This is a genomic window from Mycobacterium rhizamassiliense, from assembly GCF_900157375.1.
Taxonomy (GTDB): Bacteria; Actinomycetota; Actinomycetes; order Mycobacteriales; family Mycobacteriaceae; genus Mycobacterium; species Mycobacterium rhizamassiliense.
Genome location: NZ_LT721901.1, coordinates 334,752 through 355,757, shown reverse-complemented (window position 1 = coordinate 355,757; position 21,006 = coordinate 334,752). Strand labels below are relative to the sequence as shown.

The 21,006-nt window shown below is 68.4% G+C and carries 21 protein-coding genes; 13 read left to right on the top strand and 8 right to left on the bottom strand.

The genetic code is table 11. The features are described 5' to 3' along the window. The first annotated feature begins 46 nt into the window (after positions 1–46). Positions 47–2,878, top strand: a complete 2,832-nt coding sequence (gene secA, locus MRAB57_RS01780) for a preprotein translocase subunit SecA (RefSeq protein WP_077086028.1) — start codon at positions 47–49, stop codon at positions 2,876–2,878. Here secA and MRAB57_RS01775 read toward each other — a convergent pair. Next, the gene (locus MRAB57_RS01775) at positions 2,875–3,339 is read right to left on the bottom strand and encodes an SRPBCC family protein (protein ID WP_077086027.1); all 465 of its coding nucleotides are present in this window, start codon (positions 3,337–3,339) and stop codon (positions 2,875–2,877) included. The genes secA and MRAB57_RS01775 overlap by 4 nt on opposite strands. A 73-nt stretch (positions 3,340–3,412) precedes the next feature. Between MRAB57_RS01775 and MRAB57_RS01770 the strand changes: the two genes are divergently transcribed. Both MRAB57_RS01770 and MRAB57_RS01765 read left to right on the top strand, forming a co-directional pair. Then, positions 3,413–3,895 (top strand): cation:proton antiporter regulatory subunit, encoded by a 483-nt coding sequence (locus tag MRAB57_RS01770; protein ID WP_077086026.1) that lies wholly within the window; start codon positions 3,413–3,415, stop codon positions 3,893–3,895. 4 nt (positions 3,896–3,899) lie between these two features. Further along, positions 3,900–5,042: a cation:proton antiporter gene (locus MRAB57_RS01765; protein ID WP_077086025.1), complete on the top strand. Its 1,143-nt coding sequence runs from the start codon at positions 3,900–3,902 to the stop codon at positions 5,040–5,042. 6 nt (positions 5,043–5,048) lie between these two features. On the opposite strand, the gene MRAB57_RS01760 is transcribed toward MRAB57_RS01765, so the two are convergent. Next, the gene (locus tag MRAB57_RS01760) at positions 5,049–5,585 is read right to left on the bottom strand and encodes an Rv3235 family protein (RefSeq protein ID WP_077090329.1); all 537 of its coding nucleotides are present in this window, start codon (positions 5,583–5,585) and stop codon (positions 5,049–5,051) included. Positions 5,586–5,776: 191 nt separating this feature from the next. Here MRAB57_RS01760 and MRAB57_RS28890 point away from each other — a divergent pair, with 191 nt between their 5' ends. From MRAB57_RS28890 to MRAB57_RS01735, 5 genes are all read left to right on the top strand, one after another. Beyond that, positions 5,777–7,186 (top strand): WS/DGAT/MGAT family O-acyltransferase, encoded by a 1,410-nt coding sequence (locus tag MRAB57_RS28890; RefSeq protein ID WP_077086024.1) that lies wholly within the window; start codon positions 5,777–5,779, stop codon positions 7,184–7,186. Between the two features lie 44 nt (positions 7,187–7,230). Continuing rightward, a complete protein-coding gene (gene ppk2, locus MRAB57_RS01750; protein ID WP_077086023.1) occupies positions 7,231–8,097 on the top strand; it encodes a polyphosphate kinase 2 in 867 nt (288 codons plus the stop codon). Next, complete coding sequence (locus MRAB57_RS01745) at positions 8,094–8,594, top strand: DUF6912 family protein (protein WP_077086022.1); 501 nt, start codon at positions 8,094–8,096, stop codon at positions 8,592–8,594. Before ppk2 ends, MRAB57_RS01745 begins: the two co-directional genes overlap by 4 nt. Positions 8,595–8,692: 98 nt before the next feature. Then, the gene (locus MRAB57_RS01740) at positions 8,693–9,844 is read left to right on the top strand and encodes a ferredoxin reductase (RefSeq protein WP_077086021.1); all 1,152 of its coding nucleotides are present in this window, start codon (positions 8,693–8,695) and stop codon (positions 9,842–9,844) included. Between the two features lie 86 nt (positions 9,845–9,930). After that, positions 9,931–11,208 (top strand): fatty acid desaturase family protein, encoded by a 1,278-nt coding sequence (locus MRAB57_RS01735; RefSeq protein WP_077086020.1) that lies wholly within the window; start codon positions 9,931–9,933, stop codon positions 11,206–11,208. On the opposite strand, the gene MRAB57_RS01730 is transcribed toward MRAB57_RS01735, so the two are convergent. From MRAB57_RS01730 to MRAB57_RS01720, 3 genes are all read right to left on the bottom strand, one after another. Then, on the bottom strand, positions 11,205–12,050 hold the full coding sequence (locus MRAB57_RS01730; protein WP_077086019.1) for a mycofactocin-coupled SDR family oxidoreductase: 846 nt from the start codon (positions 12,048–12,050) through the stop codon (positions 11,205–11,207). The two genes, MRAB57_RS01735 and MRAB57_RS01730, sit on opposite strands and share 4 nt — an antisense overlap. 76 nt (positions 12,051–12,126) lie before the next feature. Then, on the bottom strand, positions 12,127–12,732 hold the full coding sequence (locus MRAB57_RS01725; RefSeq protein WP_077086018.1) for a DUF5134 domain-containing protein: 606 nt from the start codon (positions 12,730–12,732) through the stop codon (positions 12,127–12,129). 32 nt (positions 12,733–12,764) lie between these two features. Next, the gene (locus MRAB57_RS01720) at positions 12,765–14,684 is read right to left on the bottom strand and encodes a heavy metal translocating P-type ATPase (RefSeq protein ID WP_281254402.1); all 1,920 of its coding nucleotides are present in this window, start codon (positions 14,682–14,684) and stop codon (positions 12,765–12,767) included. Between the two features lie 150 nt (positions 14,685–14,834). Here MRAB57_RS01720 and MRAB57_RS01715 point away from each other — a divergent pair, with 150 nt between their 5' ends. Further along, positions 14,835–15,188: an ArsR/SmtB family transcription factor gene (locus tag MRAB57_RS01715; protein WP_077086016.1), complete on the top strand. Its 354-nt coding sequence runs from the start codon at positions 14,835–14,837 to the stop codon at positions 15,186–15,188. Between the two features lie 3 nt (positions 15,189–15,191). On the opposite strand, the gene MRAB57_RS01710 is transcribed toward MRAB57_RS01715, so the two are convergent. Next, a complete protein-coding gene (locus MRAB57_RS01710) occupies positions 15,192–15,857 on the bottom strand; it encodes a cation efflux transmembrane domain-containing protein (RefSeq protein WP_077086015.1) in 666 nt (221 codons plus the stop codon). Between the two features lie 2 nt (positions 15,858–15,859). After that, the gene (locus MRAB57_RS01705; protein WP_077086014.1) at positions 15,860–16,471 is read right to left on the bottom strand and encodes a TetR/AcrR family transcriptional regulator; all 612 of its coding nucleotides are present in this window, start codon (positions 16,469–16,471) and stop codon (positions 15,860–15,862) included. 70 nt (positions 16,472–16,541) lie between these two features. Between MRAB57_RS01705 and MRAB57_RS01700 the strand changes: the two genes are divergently transcribed. The 3 genes from MRAB57_RS01700 to MRAB57_RS01690 are packed head-to-tail and all read left to right on the top strand — an operon-like array spanning position 16,542 to position 19,035. After that, positions 16,542–17,717: an aromatic ring-hydroxylating oxygenase subunit alpha gene (locus tag MRAB57_RS01700; protein ID WP_077086013.1), complete on the top strand. Its 1,176-nt coding sequence runs from the start codon at positions 16,542–16,544 to the stop codon at positions 17,715–17,717. Further along, a complete protein-coding gene (locus tag MRAB57_RS01695; RefSeq protein ID WP_077086012.1) occupies positions 17,717–18,196 on the top strand; it encodes a nitroreductase family deazaflavin-dependent oxidoreductase in 480 nt (159 codons plus the stop codon). The genes MRAB57_RS01700 and MRAB57_RS01695 overlap by 1 nt, the downstream gene beginning before the upstream one ends. Before the next feature lie 35 nt (positions 18,197–18,231). Further along, complete coding sequence (locus MRAB57_RS01690) at positions 18,232–19,035, top strand: enoyl-CoA hydratase-related protein (RefSeq protein WP_077090328.1); 804 nt, start codon at positions 18,232–18,234, stop codon at positions 19,033–19,035. Positions 19,036–19,046: 11 nt separating this feature from the next. On the opposite strand, the gene MRAB57_RS01685 is transcribed toward MRAB57_RS01690, so the two are convergent. Further along, positions 19,047–19,781 (bottom strand): VIT1/CCC1 transporter family protein, encoded by a 735-nt coding sequence (locus MRAB57_RS01685; protein ID WP_077086011.1) that lies wholly within the window; start codon positions 19,779–19,781, stop codon positions 19,047–19,049. Between the two features lie 90 nt (positions 19,782–19,871). On the opposite strand from MRAB57_RS01685, the gene MRAB57_RS01680 reads away from it, so the two are divergent. Then, on the top strand, positions 19,872–20,966 hold the full coding sequence (locus tag MRAB57_RS01680; protein WP_083743274.1) for an AraC family transcriptional regulator: 1,095 nt from the start codon (positions 19,872–19,874) through the stop codon (positions 20,964–20,966). Positions 20,967–21,006: the final 40 nt, after the last annotated feature.

The window sequence follows — 21,006 nt, the reverse complement described above, 5'->3', positions numbered from 1 at the left end:
GGGAGTCGCTTAACAAAGAAGACTCCTACCTACAGGGGACATTGCTGTGCTGTCGAAGTTGCTGCGCCTTGGTGAAGGTCGCATGGTCAAGCGCCTGCGAAAGGTCGCCGACTATGTCAACACGTTGTCCGACGACGTGGAGAAGCTCACCGATGCCGAGCTGAGGGCCAAGACCGACGAGTTCAAGAAGCGCCTGGAAGAGGGCGAGGAACTCGACGACCTGCTGCCCGAGGCGTTCGCCGTGGCCCGCGAGGCCGCCTGGCGGGTGCTCGACCAGCGGCCCTTCGACGTGCAGGTGATGGGCGCCGCGGCACTGCACCTGGGCAACGTCGCCGAGATGAAGACCGGTGAGGGCAAGACGCTGACCTGTGTGCTGCCGGCCTATCTCAACGCGCTGGGCGGCAAGGGCGTGCACGTCGTCACCGTCAACGACTACCTGGCCAAGCGCGACAGCGAGTGGATGGGCCGGGTGCACCGCTTCCTCGGCCTGGAGGTCGGCGTCATCCTCGCGCAGATGACGCCCGAGCAGCGCCGCGTCGCCTACAACGCCGACGTCACCTACGGCACCAACAACGAGTTCGGCTTCGACTACCTGCGCGACAACATGGCGCACTCGGTCGACGACATGGTGCAGCGCGGCCACAACTTCGCGGTCGTCGACGAGGTCGACTCCATCCTGATCGACGAGGCCCGCACCCCGCTGATCATCTCCGGGCCCGCCGACGCCGCCTCGAACTGGTACACCGAGTTCGCGCGCATCGCGCCGCTGATGGAAAAGGACACCCACTACGAGGTCGACCTGCGCAAGCGCACCGTCGGTGTGCACGAGAAGGGCGTGGAGTTCGTCGAGGACCAGCTCGGCATCGACAACCTCTACGAGGCCGCGAACTCGCCGCTGGTCAGCTACCTCAACAACGCGCTGAAGGCCAAGGAGCTGTTCAACCGCGACAAGGACTACATCGTCCGCGACGGCGAGGTGCTGATCGTCGACGAGTTCACCGGCCGCGTGCTGATCGGCCGCCGCTACAACGAGGGCATGCACCAGGCCATCGAGGCCAAAGAGCACGTCGAGATCAAGGCCGAGAACCAGACGCTGGCCACGATCACGCTGCAGAACTACTTCCGGCTCTACGACAAGCTCTCCGGCATGACCGGTACCGCCCAGACCGAGGCGGCCGAGCTGCACGAGATCTACAAACTCGGCGTGGTCAGCATCCCGACCAACAGGGAAATGATCCGCGGCGACCAGTCCGACCTGATCTACAAGACCGAGGAAGCCAAGTACATCGCGGTCGTCGACGACGTCTCGGAGCGCTACGAGAAGGGCCAGCCGGTCCTGATCGGTACCACTAGCGTCGAGCGCTCGGAGTACCTGTCACGGCAGTTCCAGAAGCGCCGCATCCCGCACAACGTGCTCAACGCGAAGTATCACGAGCAGGAGGCCGGCATCATCGCGGTGGCCGGCCGCCGCGGCGGCATCACCGTGGCCACCAACATGGCCGGCCGCGGTACCGACATCGTGCTGGGCGGCAACGTCGACTTCCTGGCCGACCAGCGGCTGCGCGAGCGTGGCCTGGACCCGGTGGAGACGCCCGAGGAGTACGACGCGGCGTGGCACGTGGAGCTGCCGAAGGTCAAGGCGGAGGCCAGCGAGGAGGCCGCCGAGGTGATCGAGGCGGGCGGCCTGTACGTGCTGGGCACCGAGCGTCACGAGTCGCGCCGCATCGACAACCAGCTTCGCGGCCGCTCCGGCCGGCAGGGTGACCCGGGGGAGTCGCGCTTCTACCTGTCGCTGGGTGACGAGCTCATGCGGCGCTTCAACGGCGCCGCGTTGGAGTCGCTGCTGACCCGGCTGAACCTGCCCGACGACGTGCCGATCGAGGCGAAGATGGTCACCCGGGCGATCAAGAGCGCCCAGACCCAGGTCGAGCAGCAGAACTTCGAGGTCCGCAAGAACGTCCTCAAGTACGACGAGGTGATGAACCAGCAGCGCAAGGTGATCTACGCCGAGCGCCGCCGCATCCTCGAGGGCGAGGACCTGCAGAAGCAGGCCACCGACATGCTGAAGGACGTCATCACCGCCTACGTCGACGGCGCCACCACCGAGGGTTACGCCGAGGACTGGGACCTCGAGGCCTTGTGGTCGGCGCTGAAGACCCTGTACCCGGTCGGCATCGACCACGCGACGCTGACCCGGCAGGACGAGGACTCCGAGCGCGACGAGCTCACCCGCGAAGAGCTGCTCGACGCGCTGGTCGAAGACGCCGAAAAGGCTTATGCCACAAGGGAAGCCCAACTCGAGGAGATGGCAGGCGAAGGCGCGATGCGCCAGCTGGAGCGCAACGTGTTGCTCAACGTCATCGACCGCAAGTGGCGTGAGCACCTCTACGAGATGGACTACCTCAAGGAGGGCATCGGGCTGCGCGCGATGGCGCAGCGCGACCCGCTGGTGGAGTACCAGCGCGAGGGCTACGACATGTTCATGGCCATGCTCGACGGCCTGAAGGAGGAGTCGGTCGGCTTCCTGTTCAACGTCTCCGTCGAGGCCGTGCCCGCCCCGCAGGTGGCCGCGGTCGAGGCGCCGGAAGGGTTGGCGGAGTTCGCAACTGCCGCCGCCGCTGGCGCCCAGCAGGACGCCCCGGCGCGCGAAGAAGCTGCTCCAAAGACTCTGCGCGCCAAGGGCATCGATGACAGCGCGCCGGCCCTGACGTATTCCGGTCCGGCAGAAGACGGTTCGGCCGAGGTGCAGCGCAATGGCGGTGGCGCGCAGAAGGCCGCCGCCGGGGCGCCCGCGGGCGGCAGCCGGCGCGAGCGGCGTGCCGCCGCTCGCCAGCAGGGCCGCGGCGCCAAGCCGCCGAAATCGGTGAAGAAGCGCTAACCCTCGAGCAGCGTCGCGAGCCGGTCCAGCGTGGCGGCCATGCCCTTTTCGGTCTGCTGGGGCAGCGAACCTCTGATGACCATCGACCTGTTCTTCTCCTGGGACACGTCCCAGGTCTCGCGGACCAGCGTCCCGCCATCGGTCGGGTTCAGCTCGTAGCGCCAGATGCGGCCGCCGACCAGGCCGCCCAGGCCGTAGGTCTGCCACGCGATGCGGCGGTCCGGCTCGTATTCGATGACGGTGTTGGTGGTGCGGTAGGGCAGGAACAGCGTCTCCTTGCGGCCGCGCATCGCCATCCCGAATTTCGATCCCATCGATAGCGGAACCGATTGCTGCACAGCGTGATTAACGGACTCCGAGCCGTCGAAAGCGGCGTGCTTGCCGGCGTCGGCCAGCAACGCGAAAATCCGGTTCGGGGGCGCTGCGATCTTGCGCTCGACGCTAACTGTGTTCCCGTCCATCCGGCCACCCTAGCGCTATGAGGTTGGCCTGTAGAGCTTCACTCCGCGCCGATTTTCGTCAAGGATTGACGGTATGGATGTCAAGGAGGTGTTGCTGCCGGGCGTCGGGCTGCGCTACGAGTTCACCAGCCACAAGGGGGAGCGGATCGGCATCATCGCGCGCCGCGGCGGCGACTTCGACGTCGTCCTGTACGGCGCCGACGACCCTGACCAGGCCCGGCCCGTCTTCCGCCTCACCGACGAAGAGGCCGACACGGTCGCCCAGATCCTGGGCGCGCCGCGGATCGCCGAGCGGTTCACCGAGCTGACCCGCGAGGTGCCGGGACTCGAGGCGGGCCAGGTCGTCATCGTGGCCGGTAGCCCGTTCGTCGACCGGCCGCTAGGCGACACGCAGGCCCGCACCCGCACCGGCGCCTCGATCGTCGCGATCGTGCGCGACGAGGACGTGCTCGCCTCGCCGGGCCCGGCCGAGACCCTGCGCGCCGGCGACGTGCTCATCGTCATCGGCACCGACGAAGGCATCGCCGCGGTTCGGCAGATCATCGACAAGGGCTGAACCAATGCAAGTTTCGGGGGCGCTGCTGTTTCAGCTCGGCGCCCTCCTGGCCGGGCTGGCCGTGCTGGGCACTGTCGCGCGCCGCTACGCGCTGTCCCCGATACCGGTGTACCTGCTGGCCGGCCTGTCGCTGGGCAAGGGCGGCATCTGGCCGGTGGCGGCCGCCGGCGAGTTCATCATGACCGGGGCGCCCATCGGCATCGTCCTGCTGCTGCTGACCCTGGGACTGGAGTTCTCCGCGACCGAGTTCTCCGCCAGCCTGCGCCACCACCTGCCGTCGGCCGGCGTCGACGTCGTCCTCAACGCGACGCCCGGCGCGATCGCGGGGTGGCTGCTGGGGTTCGACGGCGTGGCCATCCTCGCCCTGGCCGGCGTCACCTACATCTCCTCGTCGGGCGTCATCGCCCGGCTGCTCGAGGACCTGCGCCGCCTCGGTAACCGCGAGACCCCGGCCGTGCTGTCGGTGCTGGTGCTGGAGGACTTCGCGATGGCGGCCTACCTGCCGCTGTTCGCGGTGCTGGCCGCAGGCGGCAGCTGGCCGGAGGCCATCGGGGGCGCGGTCGTCGCGATCGGCGCGCTGCTGGCCGCGTTCGCGGCGTCGTATCACTGGGGCCATCACGTCGGCCGGCTGGTCGCCCACCCCGACTCCGAGCAGCTGCTGCTGCGGGTCCTCGGCGGCACCCTGCTGGTGGCGGCGCTGGCCGAGTCGCTGCACGCGTCGGCGGCGGTCGGCGCGTTCCTGGTGGGCCTGACGCTGACCGGCGAGACCGCGGACCGGGCCCGCCAGGTGCTGGGGCCGCTGCGCGACCTGTTCGCCGCGGTGTTCTTCGTGGCGATCGGCCTGCAGGTCGACCCGCACGAGCTGATCCCGATGCTGCCGGTCGCGCTGGCCCTGGCCGCGGTCACCGCCGCGACCAAGGTGGCCACCGGGGTGTTCGCCGCCCGGCGCGACGGGGTGGCGCGGCGCGGGCAGCTGCGCGCGGGGGCGGCGTTGATCGCCCGCGGCGAGTTCTCCCTGATCATCATCGGCCTGGTGGGCGCGTCGGTGACGACGGTGGCCGCGTTGGCGACCGCGTATGTGTTCGTCATGGCGATCGTGGGTCCGGTGCTGGCGCGTTTCGCCGGCGGCGTCGGGCCCGCGCTGTAGCCGCCGTCAACCGATGTGCAGGGCCACGACCTGCCAGCGGGTGCCGCCGCCGGTCGGCAGCTTCTCCACCCGGCAGGCGATCGCGTGCATCCGGTCCGCGCGGCTGTAGCAGCCGAACACCTCGGCGGCCGTCTCGTGGTCCGGCGGCCCGACGGGCTGCAGTCGAACCCGGCGCAGCATCGCGGCGCCCTGCTGCCCGGCGGCGGCCCGGCTCACCGCGAGCATCGGGTCGATGAGGCCGGCCACCAACAGCGGCCGCAGCTGGGCCGGCGGGCGGCGCCGATCGATGACCTCGAGCACCCGGCGCAGCGCGGCGTCGGCGAACACCGCCGCTTGGCGCATCGGCGCGGACGGGGTCGGCGAGGCCGGCGGCGGCGGGTGGCTGACCCGACGCGAGCTGTAGGGTCGCCGCGGCGTTCGGCACAGGGGAGCTGCCCGCGGCACCTCCCGTGGCACGTCCCTTTGTGGAGGCTCGTACTCGACGACGGGCTCGACCGCGAACGCGGCGCGGTCGGGCGGGCTCGTGGCGGGGCTGACGGTCAACGCGCGCACTCTCCATCTCATCGCTGGGACCAGCCTGCTGGAGAGTGGCAGACGATCGATTCTGAATTGACCGTCCGCGTTGCGCAATTCGCTTCGGCACGCACCCGCGCCGTGCTGTGTCGTGGCCGGACGATTACGGTGGTGGCCAATAGCGGTGGTCGGGACGAATCGACGAGGAGGCCAGGTCCGCAATGGTGACCCGGTTGTCCACATCAGACGCGTCCTTTTATCGGCTGGAGAACAGTGCCACCCCGATGTACGTCGGCTCGCTGTCGATCCTGCGCAAGCCGCGCGCCGGGCTGAGCTACGAGACGCTGCTCGCCACCGTCGAGAAGCGGCTGGCCCAGATACCGCGTTACCGCCAGAAGGTCCGCGAAATTGGCGTGGGTATCGCCCGGCCGGTTTGGATGGACGACGGCGACTTCGACATCACGTATCACGTGCGGCGATCGGCGTTGCCGTCCCCGGGCAGCGACGATCAGCTGCACGAGCTGATCGCCCGGCTGGCCGCCCGGCCGCTGGACAAGACGCGGCCGCTGTGGGAGATGTACCTGGTCGAAGGGCTGGCCAAGAACCGCGTCGCCCTCTACACCAAATCGCACCAGGCGCTGATCAACGGCATGACCGCGCTGGAGATCGGCCACGTCATCGCGGACCGGACGCGGAATCCACCGCCGTTCCCCGAGGACATCTGGGTGCCGGAACGCGACCCCGGCCATACCCGGCTGCTGCTGGGCGCGCTCACCGACTGGATGGTCGGGCCGGGAACGCAGCTGCAGGCGGTCGGGTCCGCGCTGGCCGGGGTGGCGACCAACTATGGGGAACTGCTCGACGTCGGGCGCCGCGCCGTCAACATCGCGCGCACCGTGGCCCGCGGCACCGCCCCCAGCAGCCCGCTGAACGCCAGAGTCTCGCGGCACCGCCGATTCACCGTCGCCAGCGGCAGCCTCGAGGACTACCGAGCGGTGCGGGCGCGCTACGAGTGCGACATCAACGACGTGGTGCTGGCGGTGGTGGCCGGTGCGCTGGGTAACTGGCTGATGTCGCGTGGCGTCGGGGTGTCAGCGACCGAGACGGTGCGGGCGATGGCGCCGCTGTCGGTCTACGCCGAGGGCCAACACGATTCGACCGGTCCGGGCCAGACCATCAGCCAGGTCACGCCGTTTCTGGTCGATCTGCCGGTGGGGGAGGCCAACCCGGTGGTCCGGCTGTCGCAGATCGCCCACACCACCGAGTCGATCCCGGCGGCCGCGCGGTTGGTCGACGCCAGGACGATCGTCACGCTGTCGGGTTTCGCGCCACCTACCTTGCACGCCATGGGTATCCGGGTGGCGACCAGCTTCTCCGCGCGCCTGTTCAACCTCTTGATCACCAACGCGCCGGGCGCCCAATCGCAGATGTATGTCGCGGGCACCAAACTGCTCGAGACCTACGCCGTGCCGCCGCTGTTGCACAACCAGGCGTTGGCCATCAGCGTCACCTCCTACAACGGCATGCTGTATTTCGGGATCAACGCCGACCGCGACGCGATGAGCGATGTCGATCTGCTGCCCGCGCTGCTGCGTCAATCGCTCGAGGAACTGCTGGAAGCTTCCCGGTAGTTCTGTGGGGTGAAAATCGCTGCGTGGGGATACCATTCGTTGCTGTGAGTACCGCCACCAACGATGACGCGTCGACGAAGGCGAAGAAGAAGAAATCCGCGGCGTCCGAAAGGCCGAAGATCTCCGACGCCGTCTACGAAGCCGAATTGTTCCGCCTGCAAACGGAATTCGTGAAACTGCAGGAGTGGGTACGGCAGTCGGGGGCGCGGGTCGTCGTCGTCTTCGAGGGCCGCGACGCCGCGGGCAAGGGCGGCGCCATCAGCCGGATCACCGAATACCTGAGCCCGCGGGTCGCCCACATCGCGGCGTTGCCGGCGCCCACCGACCGCGAACGCGGCCAATGGTACTACCAGCGCTACATCGCGCACCTGCCCGCCAAGGGCGAGATCGTGCTGTTCGATCGGTCCTGGTACAACCGCGCCGGCGTCGAGAAGGTGATGGGATTCTGCACGCCCGCCGAGCATGCGCTGTTCCTGCGGCAGACGCCGATCTTCGAGCAGATGCTGATCGACGACGGGATCCTGCTGCGCAAGTACTGGTTCTCGGTGTCCGAGGACGAGCAGCTGCGCCGGTTCAAGGCGCGGCTGAATGATCCTGTGCGGCAATGGAAGCTGAGCCCGATGGACATGGAATCGATATACCGGTGGGAGGATTACTCGCGCGCCAAGGACGAGATGATGGTGCACACAGACACCCCGGTCAGCCCGTGGTTCGTCGTGGAATCCGAAATCAAGAAGCACGCGCGGCTGAACATGATGCACCACCTGCTGTCCACCATCGAGTACCTGGAAGTAGAAATTCCCAAAGTCGAGCTGCCGCAACGCCCGGTGGTGTCCGGCAATTACCAGCGCCCGCCGCGTGAGCTGTCGCGCTACGTCGACGACTACGCCGCCACCCTGATCGGATCATGACCCAGGTCTACATCCCCGCGACGTTGCCGATGCTGGAGCAGCTCGTCACCGATGGATCGCTGCTTGCGGTCAACGGCACCGCGTTCGCGGTGACGCCGACGCTGCGCGAGGCCTACTCCGAGGGCGACGACGAGGAGCTCGCCGACGTGGCGCTGCGGGAGGCGTCGCTGGCCTCGCTGCGGCTGCTGGCGGCGGACGCCGACGAGAGCCCGCCGCCCCGCCGGGCGGTGTTGTCCGCCGACGTGGCCGACGTGACCGTGCGGCCCGATCTCGACGACGCCGTTGTCCGGCTCGCCGGGCGGGTGACGCTCGACCAGGTGATCGCCGCCTACGTCGACACCTCCGACGCCGAACCGGCGGTGACGAGGGCGATCGAGGCGATCGACGCCGCTGACCTGGGCGACGAGGATGCCGACCTGATCGTCGGCGACGCGCTGGACCACGACCTGGCCTGGTACGCCAACCAGGAGCTGCCCTTCCTGCTCGACCTGCTGTGAGCTGGGCCTGAGTTCGATCACGGTGCGGAAAATGTGACGCAATCTTGGCGGTTGGGCCTAGATACGGAGCAGTAACCTACGGTACCGTAGGTTGTGTTATGGGTAGAACATACGCATCGATCACGGCCAACCTCGCCGACACCAAGCGCCCCACCGTGGTGGGCGCTGAGCGGCATCCCGGCTGGCACGCTCTGCGCAAGATCGTCACGCGCATTACGACGCCGCTGCTGCCCGACGACTACCTCCATCTGGCCAATCCGTTGTGGTCCGCGCGGGAGTTGCGCGGCCGCGTCGTGCGGGTCCGCCGCGAGACCGAAGACTCCGCGACCCTGGTGATCAAGCCGGGCTGGGGCTTCAGCTTCGACTACGAGCCGGGCCAGTACATCGGCATCGGGTTGCTCGTCGACGGGCGCTGGCGCTGGCGGTCGTACTCGCTGACGTCGAGCCCGGTCGCCCGCTCGGGGTCGGGCCCGGAGCGCACGGTGACCATCAGCGTGAAGGCGATGCCGGAAGGCTTCTTGTCGACCCACCTGGTCGACGGCGTCGAGCCGGGCACGATCGTGCGCCTGGCCGCGCCGCAGGGCAACTTCGTGCTGCCCGATCCGGCGCCGTCGTCGATCCTGTTCCTCACCGCGGGCTCGGGGATCACGCCAGTGATGTCGATGCTGCGAACCCTGGTGCGCCGCAAGCAAATTGGTGACGTCGTGCATCTGCACTCGGCGCCTACGGAATCGCACGTGATGTTCGGCGCCGAATTGGCCAAGCTGGCCGCGGTGCACGACGGCTATCGGCTGCAGGTGCGTCAGACCCGCACGCACGGTCGGCTCGACCTGGCCCGGCTCGACGAGCAGGTGCCGGACTGGCGCGACCGTCAGACCTGGGCCTGCGGGCCGGAAAGCATGCTCGCCCAGGCGGAGCAGGTTTGGGCGGCGGCGGGAATCGGCAATCGGCTGCACCTGGAGCGGTTCGCGGTGGCCAAGGCCGCACCCGCCGGGGAGGGCGGCACGGTCACGTTCGGCCGCAGCGGGCGTACGGTCAGCGCCGATGCCGCGACGTCGCTGATGGACGCCGGTGAAAGCGCCGGCGTGCAGATGCCCTTCGGCTGCCGCATGGGCATCTGCCAGTCATGTGTGCTACCGCTGCTAGACGGCCACGTCCGCGACCTGCGGACCGGCCAGGAGCGCGAACCCGGCTCGCGGGTGCAGACCTGTGTGACGGCCGCGTCGGGCGATTGCACTCTCGACATCTAAAGGCTACTCACAGGTAACCTACGGGTTCGTAGGTTACGATAGCGTAGGTACGAGACCACCGGACGAACGATCAAGGGAGGACGACGATGGCAGTCACAGACGTCGACGTATTCACCCATCTGACCGACGCCGACATCGAGAGCCTGGGGATTGAGCTGGATGCCATCCGCCAGGACATTGAAGACTCGCGCGGCGAGCGCGACGCCCGCTACATCCGCCGCACCATCGCGGGGCAGCGTGCCCTCGAGGTGGCCGGCCGGCTGCTGCTCGCCGCGAGTTCGCGGCGCTCGGCCTGGTGGGCCGGGACCGTGACGTTGGGCGTGGCCAAGATCATCGAGAACATGGAGATCGGCCACAACGTCATGCACGGCCAGTGGGATTGGATGAACGACCCGGAGATTCACTCCTCGACGTGGGAGTGGGACATGGCCGGGTCGTCCAAGCACTGGCGGTACACGCACAACTTCGTGCACCACAAGTACACGAACATCCTCGGGATGGACGACGACGTCGGCTACGGCATGCTGCGCGTCACCCGCGACCAGCGCTGGAGCAAGTACAACCTCCTCAATCTGGTGTGGAACACCTTGCTGGGCATCGGCTTTGAATGGGGTGTCGGCCTGCAGCACGTGGAGATCGGCAAGATCGTCAAGAAGCGGATGGACCAGGACGATGCCCGGCAGCGGACCGAAGAGTTCTTTGCCAAGGCCGGTCGCCAGATACTCAAGGACTACGTCGCGTTCCCCGCGCTGACCTCGCTGTCGCCGGGTGCGACCTACCGGTCGGCCCTGACGGCCAACGCGACGGCCAACGTGATCCGCAACATCTGGGCCAACGCCGTGATCTTCTGCGGCCACTTCCCCGACGGCGCAGAGAAATTCACCAAGACGGACATGATCGGCGAGACCAAGGGGCAGTGGTACCTGCGTCAGATGCTGGGCAGTGCCAACTTCGAAGGCGGACCCACACTGCGGTTCATGAGCGGCAACCTGTGCCACCAGATCGAGCACCACCTGTACCCGGACCTGCCGAGCAACCGGCTGCACGAAATCTCCGTGCGGGTGCGCGAGGTGTGCGACAAGTACGACTTGCCTTACACCACAGGCTCTTTCCTGATGCAGTACGGCAAGACGTGGCGCACCATCGCCAAACTGTCGCTGCCGAACAAGTACCTGCGTGACGACGCCGACAACGCGCCCGAGACGCGTAGCGAGCGGATGTTCGCCGAGCTGGGCCCGGAATTCGCGGGAACCGATCCGGCGACGGGACACAGGCGCGGCCTCAAGACGGCCATCGCCACCGTGCGGGGCTGGCGGCGCCGCAAGCAGGCCGCCGCGCAACGTCGCGACGACCTGGCGGCCTAGAACTTCGCGACGGCCCCGGCATCGATCGGCAGCGCCGCGCCAGTGATGTACTGCGACTCGTCGGATGCGAGGAACAGCACGGCGTTGCTGACCGCGCTCGCCTCGATGATCGGCACCGGCATCAGGTGGAACTGACCGATCACCGCGGCCGTGTCGTCGATGGTGGGCTCAGGCAGGTCGGGTCGCAGCGTGCGGTGGAACGGCTCGTTGTCGATCATCGGCGTCCGGACGTTGCCCGGGTGGATCGAATTGACCCGAATCCATTGATGCGCAAGCTCGTTCGCCATTGAGTTCATCAGGCCGACGACGCCGTGCTTCGCCGAGGCGTAGTGCGCCATGTACCCGCCGCCGCGCAGCCCCAACATGGAGCTCACCAGGATGATGGACCCGCCGCGGCCGTCGGACATGTGCGGCACCGCCACCTTGATGGTGTGCCAGACGCCGGTGAGATTGATGTCGAGCATCGTCTGCCACGCGGCCTCTTCGAGCAGCGCGCCGGGCGCGGGACTGCCGCTGATGCCGGCGTTGGCGATCACGATGTCGGGCCGGCCCAGCTCGTCGACCCCCCGCTGCAACGCTTCGCGCAGGCCCGCGACGTCCCGGACGTCGGCCTTGGCGGCCACGATGCGCCGGCCCGACTTCTCGACCAGCGCCGCGGTTTCGTCGAGGTCGGCCTCCGTGGCCCCCGGGTAGATGACCCCCTCGACGTCGGCACACAGATCGACCGCGATGATGTCGGCGCCTTCCTCGGCCAGGCGGACGGCGTGTTCGCGACCCTGGCCGCGCGCGGCACCCGTGATGAATGCGACCTTGCCGGCCACCCTGCCAACGGCTTTCGTCATCGTGACCTCTCCAGCGCTCGATTGGTGTCCCCGAGACGATAGCGCGGGGCCGACGACGCTGGTCGTACAGGCGCTGTTACAGCAGGGCAAAGAACATCGTCGCCGTACCGGCGGCGGTGCACGCCTGATACAGCGGTTCCACGCGGGCGTACTGGCGCCGCGCCACCCAACGGCACGACCAATACAGCGCCACGACGGCGAATCCAAGGGTGGCGGTCCAGTTCACCATCGCGATCCAGCCGATTCCGGCTGTCGCGTGGCCCATCTCGTGTCCCGGCATCCGCATGCCGGGCATCTCCATGGCCATCGAATCCGGGGCCGCGTGGCCGCCGCCGCGCGGCAGGAGGTCGCTCATCACCGCGTACATCCACACCATCGCCGCCGTCATCGCGGCGTAGTAGGAATTGATCAGGCGCTCGCCGGTGGTCGTGGAGGCCCGGCTGGCCGCCCACACAAAGCCGACGCCCGCCACCCCGAAGAAGATCATCGGTACGACGGCCGAAAGCTCCATTCCTATGCGCCACGCCATCAGGATCATCGCCGCGGCCATCGTCAGGTGCAGCACGTGACCGAGCGGGCTAGCCGATCGGTTACGTTGCACGACAAGGACATACGCGTAGGCCGCGATCCCGGCGCCGAACAGCGCCGTCACAACCCACCGCAGCGTGGGGTCGCTGAGCATGCGGCGAACCATACCCCGGTGGGGTACCGCGGTCAAGCAGCGCGGCCGCCCGGCGCGTCGCGATCGAAATCCTGGCGCCACGCGCGGGAACTCAGCAGCCGCAACCCGTTGAGGGCGACGATGATGGTGGATCCCTCGTGCCCGGCGACGCCGAGGGGGAGCGGCAGGGTGCCGAGCAGGTCCCACAGGACGAGCCCGGTGATGAAAGTCGCGGCGATGACGAGGTTGGCGACCACCACGCGGCGCGCGCGATACGCCAGCGTGAGCAGCGCCGGGATGGTGGCGAGCTCGTCCTGGACGGTGACGGCGTCGGCCGTTTCCAGTGTCAGGTCGGCGCCCCTGCGCCCCATGGCAATTGACGAGTGCGCGGCGGCCATCGCCGGTGCGTCGTTGATCCCGTCGCCGACGAACAGCACGCGCTGGCCATCGCCTTGCAGTTGACGAACGACGGCGACCTTGTCGTCGGGCAGCAGGTCGGCACGGACATCGTCGATCCCCACCTGTGCCGCGTGGTGCTTCGCCGCCAAGAACGCGTCCCCGGTCAGCAGCACCGGCGTATTCGACGTGATCGCCGCGACGGCGCGGACCACGGCGCCGGATCCCTGGCGCACTGTGTCGTCCAGCCCGAGCACACCCACCGTCCGCCCGTCGATGAGCACGACAACGGCGGTGGCGCCGCCGTTTTCGAGCTCGGTCGCCGCCGCCAGCGGGTCGCCCCCAAATGCCCGCGGGCTGAGTACCTCGACCGTTTGATGCGCGAGGCGGCCGCGCACGCCGCGACCCGGAAGGGCTTGGAAGTCGGTGACATGCGGAAAGTCGAGACCGCGCTGTCGGGCGGCGGCGACGACCGCGCGGCCCAGCGGATGTTCGCTGAATTGCTCGGCACTTGCCGCCATCCGCAGCACGTCGTCGTCCGCGTACCGCCGATCGACCGCGACGACGCCCGTCAGCCGCGGCGAACCGGTGGTCAGCGTGCCGGTCTTGTCGAAGGTGACTTGTGTTGTGTCCGCGAGATGTTCGATGGCGATCGCCGACTTGACGAGAACGCCGTGGCGCCCGGCGTTCGCGATCGCCGAGAGCAGTGGGGGCATCGTCGCCAGGACCACGGCGCAGGGCGACGCCACGATCATGAACGTCATCGCCCTCAGCAGTGTGGGCCGCAGATCGGCCCCCAGGATCAGCGGAAGGCAGAAGAGGGCGACGGTGGCCACGACCACGCCGACCGAATAGCGTTGCTCGACCTTCTCGATGAACAGCTGCGTCCTGGCCTTGGTGGCCGACGCCTCGGCGACCAGGGCGACAATGCGTGCGACGACCGTGTCCGCCGGATCTTTCGTGACGCGAATGCGAAGCGCCCCAGCGCCGTTGAGCGTTCCGGCGAACACCTCGTCCTCGCTGGACTTGTCGACCGGCATGGGCTCCCCGGTCACCGACGATTGATCGACGTCCGAGGCGCCGTCGACAACGGTTCCGTCGGCCGAGACGCGCTCACCGGGCCGCACGCTGACGAGGTCCCCGATGCGCAGCTCCGCGGCGTTGACCACCTCTTCGATTCCATTGCCGTCGACGCGGACAGCGCGATCGGGTGCGAGGTCGAGCAGCCCCTGCACCGAGTCCTCGGTGCGTTTGGTTGCCGCGTCTTCCAGTGCGCCGGACGTGGCGAAGATGACAATCAACAGGGCCCCGTCGAAGACCTGACCGATGCCCGCCGCGCCGATGGCGGCCACCACCATCAACAGATCGACGTCCAGCGTTCGTGAACGCAGCGCCTGCAGGCCTTCGAGCGCCGGCGACCAGCCGCCGGTGGCGTAGCACGCCAGGTAGCACGTCCACGACAGCCACGGTGGTGCATGGCAGATCTGGGCGGTCAGTCCCGCCAGGAAGAGGACCAGCGCGGCGGTCGCCCACCGTACGGACGGCACCGACCACAGGCCCAAGACGCTCGACGGCACTGGGCTCGCGGCGGTCGCGCGGGTCGGCGGCGCAGTGGCGGTGGTCAATCGAGGCCCCTCATATTCGGTCGACAACACGGCTTCTACATGTATACATGTAAAGCTCTACATATGTCATATCAGTTGCTGCGTCGTGCTTCAATTGAGGGCATGGGGCACGGAGTTGACGGCAGGGTCACGCCGCCGGCGACGCTGGACCACGCGTCGGCGGGCAAGATCGCCGAGACGCTGCAGGCGCTGGCTTCGCCGAACCGGCTGATGATCCTGACCCGGCTACGCCAATCCCCGTGTTCGGTCGGCGAGCTGTCGACGGCCGTCGGGATGGAACAGCCGGCGGTCTCCCACCAGTTGCGGCTGCTGCGGGCGCTCGGCCTTGTTGCGGGTGACCGCAACGGCCGCAACATCGTGTACCGGCTGTACGACAATCACGTCGCCCAACTGCTCGACGAGGCCGTCTATCACATCGAACACCTGCGCCTCGGCGCCACCGATACGACGGCTTAGGTACTAACTACCGCAGCACTCACAGTCGCCGCTCGCGCAGCAATCGGCGCCGGCGGTGCTGGCGGTCGGCGCGCAGCACGCATCGCCGCGCCAGGCCTGAACGCCTTCGCGGGCGGCGATCGCCGCAATCACCAGTGCCGCAACGGGATCCGCCCACGACCAGCCCAGGAGTGAATTGAGCAGCAGCCCAACCAGCAGCACCGCGGACAGGTAGGTGCACAGCAGCGTCTGCTTGGAGTCGGCCACCGCCGAGCGTGAATTGAGCTCGGCACCGGCGCGACGCTGCGTCAGCGACAGCACGGGCATCACGACCAGGCTGGCGGCCGCAAGTGCGATGCCCACCGTGGAATGCTTTGCCTCGCTGAGCCCGAACAGGGAAGCGATCGAGTCCGCGGTGACGTAGGCGGCCAGGCCGAAGAACGAGAACGCGATGAGGCGCAGCGCCAGCGGCTCGCGCGCCTCGGGGTCGCGGCCGGCGAACTGCCACGCCACGACGGCCGCCGACGACACCTCGACCACGGAGTCCAAGCCGAATCCGATCAGCGCCGTGGACGAGGCCCGGGTGCCCGCGGCGAGCGCGATCGCGGCCTCGATGACGTTGTAGGTGATGGTCGCGGCCACCAGCAGCCGGATCCGTCGCGATAGCACGTCGCGCCGCGACATCTGCATACCTAATCCTGACAGCTGGCGGCGTGGGCGCGCACCGACGGCGCGACCCAGTCCTGCAGGAAGCCGCGCAGCTGCGCGCCGGAGCGCGGTGGCCGGCCCGGGTCCACGATCAGCGATTGCAGCGTTCGCAGCATGAACTCGATCAGCTCGTCCAGCTTGTCGCCGGTGAAACCCGCTGCGGCCCAATCGACGCCGAACCTGCCCAGGATCGACCGGCCGAACGAGATCGCCAGATCGGAGGTCACCCCGGCGGTGAACGCGCTGGCCTTGCCCGGCGTGAACACCAGGCTGAGGTACTTGTCGTCGGCGAGCTGCTCGAAGGTGTAGGCGATGCCCTCCACGACCGCCTCGGTCGGATCGGTGAGGGCGCCCAGGTGGACGGCGAGCCGGTCGAGGAAGCCGTCGACCGACGACAGCGCCGACGCCCCCAGCAGCGCCTCGAGGGTCGGGAAATAGCGGTAGATCGTCTGGCGCGTCACGCCGAGGGTGGTGGCGACCTCCGAGACGGTCACGGTTCCGCGCTCGTCGATGGCGTGCCGGGTCACCGAGAGGATGCGGGCGACGGCCTCGTCGTCGTCAGCGGGGATGTCCCCGGACCAACCGTGCCGCCGCATGCGGTGATCGTCGCATAATCGGCGGTTGTGTCTTGACAATACAAAGCATATTGATTGTATGGTCTGGGGTATGTTCACCATCAGCGGCCCCGTGAGCGGAACCGACGAAACATTGACGCAGCGCGGCCTGCGTCACGCGCTGGACGGCACCACCGACTTCGCGGAGCGCGAGCTGCGGGTGCCGCTGCACTACTACCGCGATCCCAAGCTCACCGAGATCGAGGAGTCGCAGATTCTGCGCCGGGTGCCGCTGGCTATCGTGCCGTCGGCGCAGATCGCGGAGAAGAACGACTACGTCGTGCGTTCGGTGCTGGGCGACTCGCTGCTGGTGACCCGCGACCGCGGCGGGGCCAGCCACGTCTTTTTGAACTACTGCCGCCACCGGGGCGCGATGCCCGCGTGTGGGTCCGGCAACGCGTCCCGGTTCGTGTGTCCGTACCACGCGTGGACGTACAAGAACACCGGCGAGCTGTTCATGGTCCCGGGCAAGGCCGGCTTCGATTCGATGAACACCAAGGACTACGGGCTGGTGGAGCTGCCGTCGCAGGAGCGGCACGGCTTCGTCTGGGCGGTGCTGACCGCGGACGCCGACATCGACGTCGACGCGCATCTCGGTGACCTGAATGCCGAACTGGCGCTGTGGGATTACGACTCCTACGGCTACCACACCCAGCGCGAGTTCGACTCGGACGTGTCGTGGAAGGGCGCGCTGGAGGCGTTCGCCGAGGGATACCACTTTCCCTACGTGCACGGCCAGAGCCTCATCGGCCAGAACACGCTCGCCAACACGATGGTCTACGACGAGTTCGGCAAACATCACCGGATCGGTTTCCCGTTCAACTGGATCACCAACGTCGACACCGACCCCGCCGCGTCGCGCGAACCGTCGGCGAACATGGGCGTGATCTACTGGGTGTACCCGAACCTGATCCTGGCCAATAGCCCTGTCGGCGTGGAGATTATCGACATCCTGCCGGCCGGCGAGCCGACCCGCTGCACCGTCCGCCACAGCTGGATGGGCCGCATCCCCGCCACCAACGACGAGATGCGATCGGCCTACGACGCGATATACGAGGGCGTCCACGCGGCGGTGCGCGACGAGGACTTCGTGATGCTGCCGCAGTGCGGTGAGGGTGTCCGCCGCGGCCAGCACGATCATATGATCATCGGGCGCAACGAAATTGCCGTCCAGCACATGATCAAGGTGTTCGCGCAAGAACTCGGCATCTGCCTACCGGAGGTGTAATGACCAAGCCAGAACGTCCGCCGAACCTGGATTCCCCGGTGCTGCCGGTGATCTTCCGCCATGTGGGCAGGGCACAGGTGTGGCTCTATCGCGTCACGAAGGGCAGGGTCGGGGGCAAGTGGCGCATCGGCGCCGGCTTCCGCAAGCCGGTGCCGACGTTGCTGCTGCAACACCGGGGCCGCAAATCGGGCAAGCTGTTCACGATTCCGCTGTTGTACCTGCGCGACGGCGAGAACATCGTCGTGGTGGCGTCGCAGGGCGGGCTGCCCAACCACCCGCAGTGGTACCGCAATCTCGTCGCCAGTCCGGACACCATCGTGCAGATCCGCGGCGAACGCCGAAATGTGCGCGCCGTCGTCGCCAAGGGCGAGGAGCGAAATCGGCTGTGGCCGAAGCTGGTCGACCTATACGCCGACTTCGACACCTACCAGAGCTGGACCGAGCGCGAGATTCCCGTCGTAGTCCTGCAGCCGCGCTAGAATCATCCCGCGTCGCGAGGCAGGAGTCTGACGTGGTGGACGAACCGCAGTTGAAGGTGGATCGCGACGGCAGCGTCGTCGTGCTCACCATGAACAATCCGCGCCGACGGAACGCGTTGACGCCGAGCATGATTGCGTTGATGGCCCAGGCGTGGGACGAGATCGACGCCGACGACGGCATTCGCGTTGCGATCCTGACCGGCGCCGGCGACTCCTACTGCGTGGGCGGCGATCTCGCCGACGGATGGATGACCCGCGGCCCCAAGGAACAAAAGGCTCCCGCGGCAGACGCCAAGCCGGCCGGCACCGTTATCAGCGAGGGGCTGCTGCTCAGCCGGTCGCTGACGAAGCCGTTGATCGCCGCGGTGAACGGCCCGTGTCTGGGCGGCGGTTGTGAGATGTTGCAACAGACCGACATTCGGGTCGCCGAGGAACACGCGGTGTTCGGCCTGCCGGAAGCCAAATGGGGGCTGATCGCCGGCGCCGGCTCGACCGTCCGGCTCAAGCGGCAGATCCCCTACACCAAGGCCATGGAGATGATCCTGACCGGCGACCCGCTGACGGCCGCCGAGGCCTACCACTTCGGCCTGGTGGGTCATGTGGTGCCGACGGGACAGTCGCTGGACAAGGCCCGCGAGATCGCCGCCCGCGTCGCGGCCAACGGCCCCTTGGCAATTCGCAATGCGAAGGCGGCGGTGATCAACAGCGGCTGGATCGACGAGGAGGAAGCGCGGGCGATCGAGCGGCGCTTCGTCGTCGAGGTCGTCCGCTCCGAGGACGCCAAGGAGGGCCTGGCGGCCTTTTCCGCCAAACGCGAACCGCGCTTCACCGGCAGGTAACCTCCGCGGCGCTAGCCGATCGCGGTGCCGAACAGATGCCCGACGCCGTAGGTGAAGGCCAGTCCCGCCGCGCCACCCAGCACGACGCGCAGCACGGCTCGCGCGACGTTGCCGCCGCCGATCCGCGCGCTGAGCGCGCCGGTGAACGCCAGGGCGACGAGCACCGCGACGAAGGTCGCCGGAACGCGCCATGCGGTGGGGGGCAACAGGATAAACGCGAGCGGCAGCAGCGCGCCGACGAAGAACGACGCCGCCGAGGCGGCCGCGGCCTGCCACGGGTTGGCCAGCTCGTCGGGGTTGATGTTGAGCTCGGCGCGGGCGTGGGCGGTCAGCGCGTCGTGTTCGGTCAGCTCCCGCGCCACCTGCGCCGCGGTTTGCGCCGACAGGCCCCGGCTTCGGTAGATGGCGGTGAGCTCGGCCAGTTCGGCGTCGGGGATGTCGTGCAATTCCTCGCATTCGATGGCCAGCTGCGCCTTCTCGCTGTCGCGCTGGCTGGAGACCGAGACGTATTCACCCAGCGCCATCGAGACCGCGCCGCCCACCAGGGCCGCCAGGCCGGCGGTGAAGATCGGGGCGCGTTCGGGGGTGGCCCCGGCCACCCCGACCACGATGCCGGCCACCGACACGATGCCGTCGTTCGCGCCGAGCACCGCGGCGCGCAGGCTGTTCAGCCGGCTGGAGCTGTGGCCGGTGTGCGGCTCGGCGGCATGCGTGTGCCGCACCGGGTGCCCTAGATCGTCGGCCATGCCGCTCAGCGAAGCGCATATTCGCCGGATTCGCTAGCAAGCCAAGCCTCATCAAACCCGCCGGTCAGGGGCATTGGCCATACTGGAGACGTGCAGGTGTTCGTCGGATCGCAGGTGCCGCACTGGGACTTTCCGCGGAACACGGCCAGCGCCGCGCTGATGACCGAATTCGGTTGCGCGAACGGTCTTGCCGCGGCGGACCTGCTGCAGGGATCCGGCCTGGCCGAGGCGGACCTGCACGACCACGACCGGATGATCGTCGGACGCCAAGAGCTGGCGGTCGTGACGAACCTGGTGAACCTGCTGGGCGACGCGTCCGACCTCGGGGTGCGGGTCGGCAGCAGCTATCACGCCGGGTCGCTCGGGATCTTCGGCTTCGCCTGCCTGACCAGCTCCACGCTGGGCGACGCCGTCCGGTTCGCGGCCCGGTTCTACGAACTCAGCTACGGATTCTGTCTGCCGACCGTGACGGTCGCGGGGCCGGTGGCGGCCTTGCGGCTGGACCTGCCCGACCTGACCGGTCCGGTCGCGGAGTTTCTGCTGCGGCGCGACTTGGCTGCGATCGCCCGCGTGATGGCCGAGCTGTTGGGAACGGCCGTCCCGTTCACTGCGGTCGAATTCGCGGGCCCCGCGCCCGCCTCGGGTGACGCCGCCGCCCGTGGGGCGTTTGGCGTACCACCGCGGTACGGCTCGACGGTCAACGCCGCGAGCTTTCCGGCCGCGCTGCTGGGCAAGCGGCTGCCGCAGGCCAGCGAGATGAGCGTGACCATGTGCGAGCAGCAGTGCCGCGCCCTGCTGGAACGCCGCCTGGTCGGTCATCGCTGTGCCTCCAGCCGCCGGGCCCGCACCGGTGTCGCCCGGCGGGTGCGCGAGCGGCTGGCGTCGATCGACGGCGAACCCCGCACGATCGCTGCCGTCGCGCGCCGGCTGGCGATGAGCGAGCGGACGCTGCGGCGGCGGCTGGCCGAGGAGAACACCACCTTCCGTGAACTGGTCGAGGAGGTCCACCGGGTCCTCGCCGAGGAACTGCTGGCGACGGGCGCCCTGTCGGTCGAAGACGTCGCCCTGCGGCTGGGCTACGCCGAGGCGACGAGCTTCATTGCCGCGTTCAAACGCTGGACGGGCACCACGCCCGCTCGCTACCAGCGGTCGGTGGCGCCCCGGGCGCGGCGCTTGGCCGGCTGAACGTCCGCGGCCCCTTGGCCGGAATCATGGATTTTCCGAC

Bases quoted from the DNA above. Each gene is read 5' to 3' on its own strand.
- MRAB57_RS01775 (WP_077086027.1), bottom strand. From the start codon at position 3,339: ATGGACGGGAACACAGTTAGCGTCGAGCGCAAGATCGCAGCGCCCCCG.
- MRAB57_RS01770 (WP_077086026.1), top strand. From the start codon at position 3,413: ATGGATGTCAAGGAGGTGTTGCTGCCGGGCGTCGGGCTGCGCTACGAG.
- MRAB57_RS01765 (WP_077086025.1), top strand. From the start codon at position 3,900: ATGCAAGTTTCGGGGGCGCTGCTGTTTCAGCTCGGCGCCCTCCTGGCC.
- MRAB57_RS28890 (WP_077086024.1), top strand. From the start codon at position 5,777: ATGGTGACCCGGTTGTCCACATCAGACGCGTCCTTTTATCGGCTGGAG.
- MRAB57_RS01745 (WP_077086022.1), top strand. From the start codon at position 8,094: ATGACCCAGGTCTACATCCCCGCGACGTTGCCGATGCTGGAGCAGCTC.
- MRAB57_RS01740 (WP_077086021.1), top strand. From the start codon at position 8,693: ATGGGTAGAACATACGCATCGATCACGGCCAACCTCGCCGACACCAAG.
- MRAB57_RS01735 (WP_077086020.1), top strand. From the start codon at position 9,931: ATGGCAGTCACAGACGTCGACGTATTCACCCATCTGACCGACGCCGAC.
- MRAB57_RS01730 (WP_077086019.1), bottom strand. From the start codon at position 12,050: ATGACGAAAGCCGTTGGCAGGGTGGCCGGCAAGGTCGCATTCATCACG.
- MRAB57_RS01725 (WP_077086018.1), bottom strand. From the start codon at position 12,732: ATGCTCAGCGACCCCACGCTGCGGTGGGTTGTGACGGCGCTGTTCGGC.
- MRAB57_RS01715 (WP_077086016.1), top strand. From the start codon at position 14,835: ATGGGGCACGGAGTTGACGGCAGGGTCACGCCGCCGGCGACGCTGGAC.
- MRAB57_RS01710 (WP_077086015.1), bottom strand. From the start codon at position 15,857: ATGCAGATGTCGCGGCGCGACGTGCTATCGCGACGGATCCGGCTGCTG.
- MRAB57_RS01705 (WP_077086014.1), bottom strand. From the start codon at position 16,471: ATGCGGCGGCACGGTTGGTCCGGGGACATCCCCGCTGACGACGACGAG.
- MRAB57_RS01700 (WP_077086013.1), top strand. From the start codon at position 16,542: ATGTTCACCATCAGCGGCCCCGTGAGCGGAACCGACGAAACATTGACG.
- MRAB57_RS01695 (WP_077086012.1), top strand. From the start codon at position 17,717: ATGACCAAGCCAGAACGTCCGCCGAACCTGGATTCCCCGGTGCTGCCG.
- MRAB57_RS01685 (WP_077086011.1), bottom strand. From the start codon at position 19,781: ATGGCCGACGATCTAGGGCACCCGGTGCGGCACACGCATGCCGCCGAG.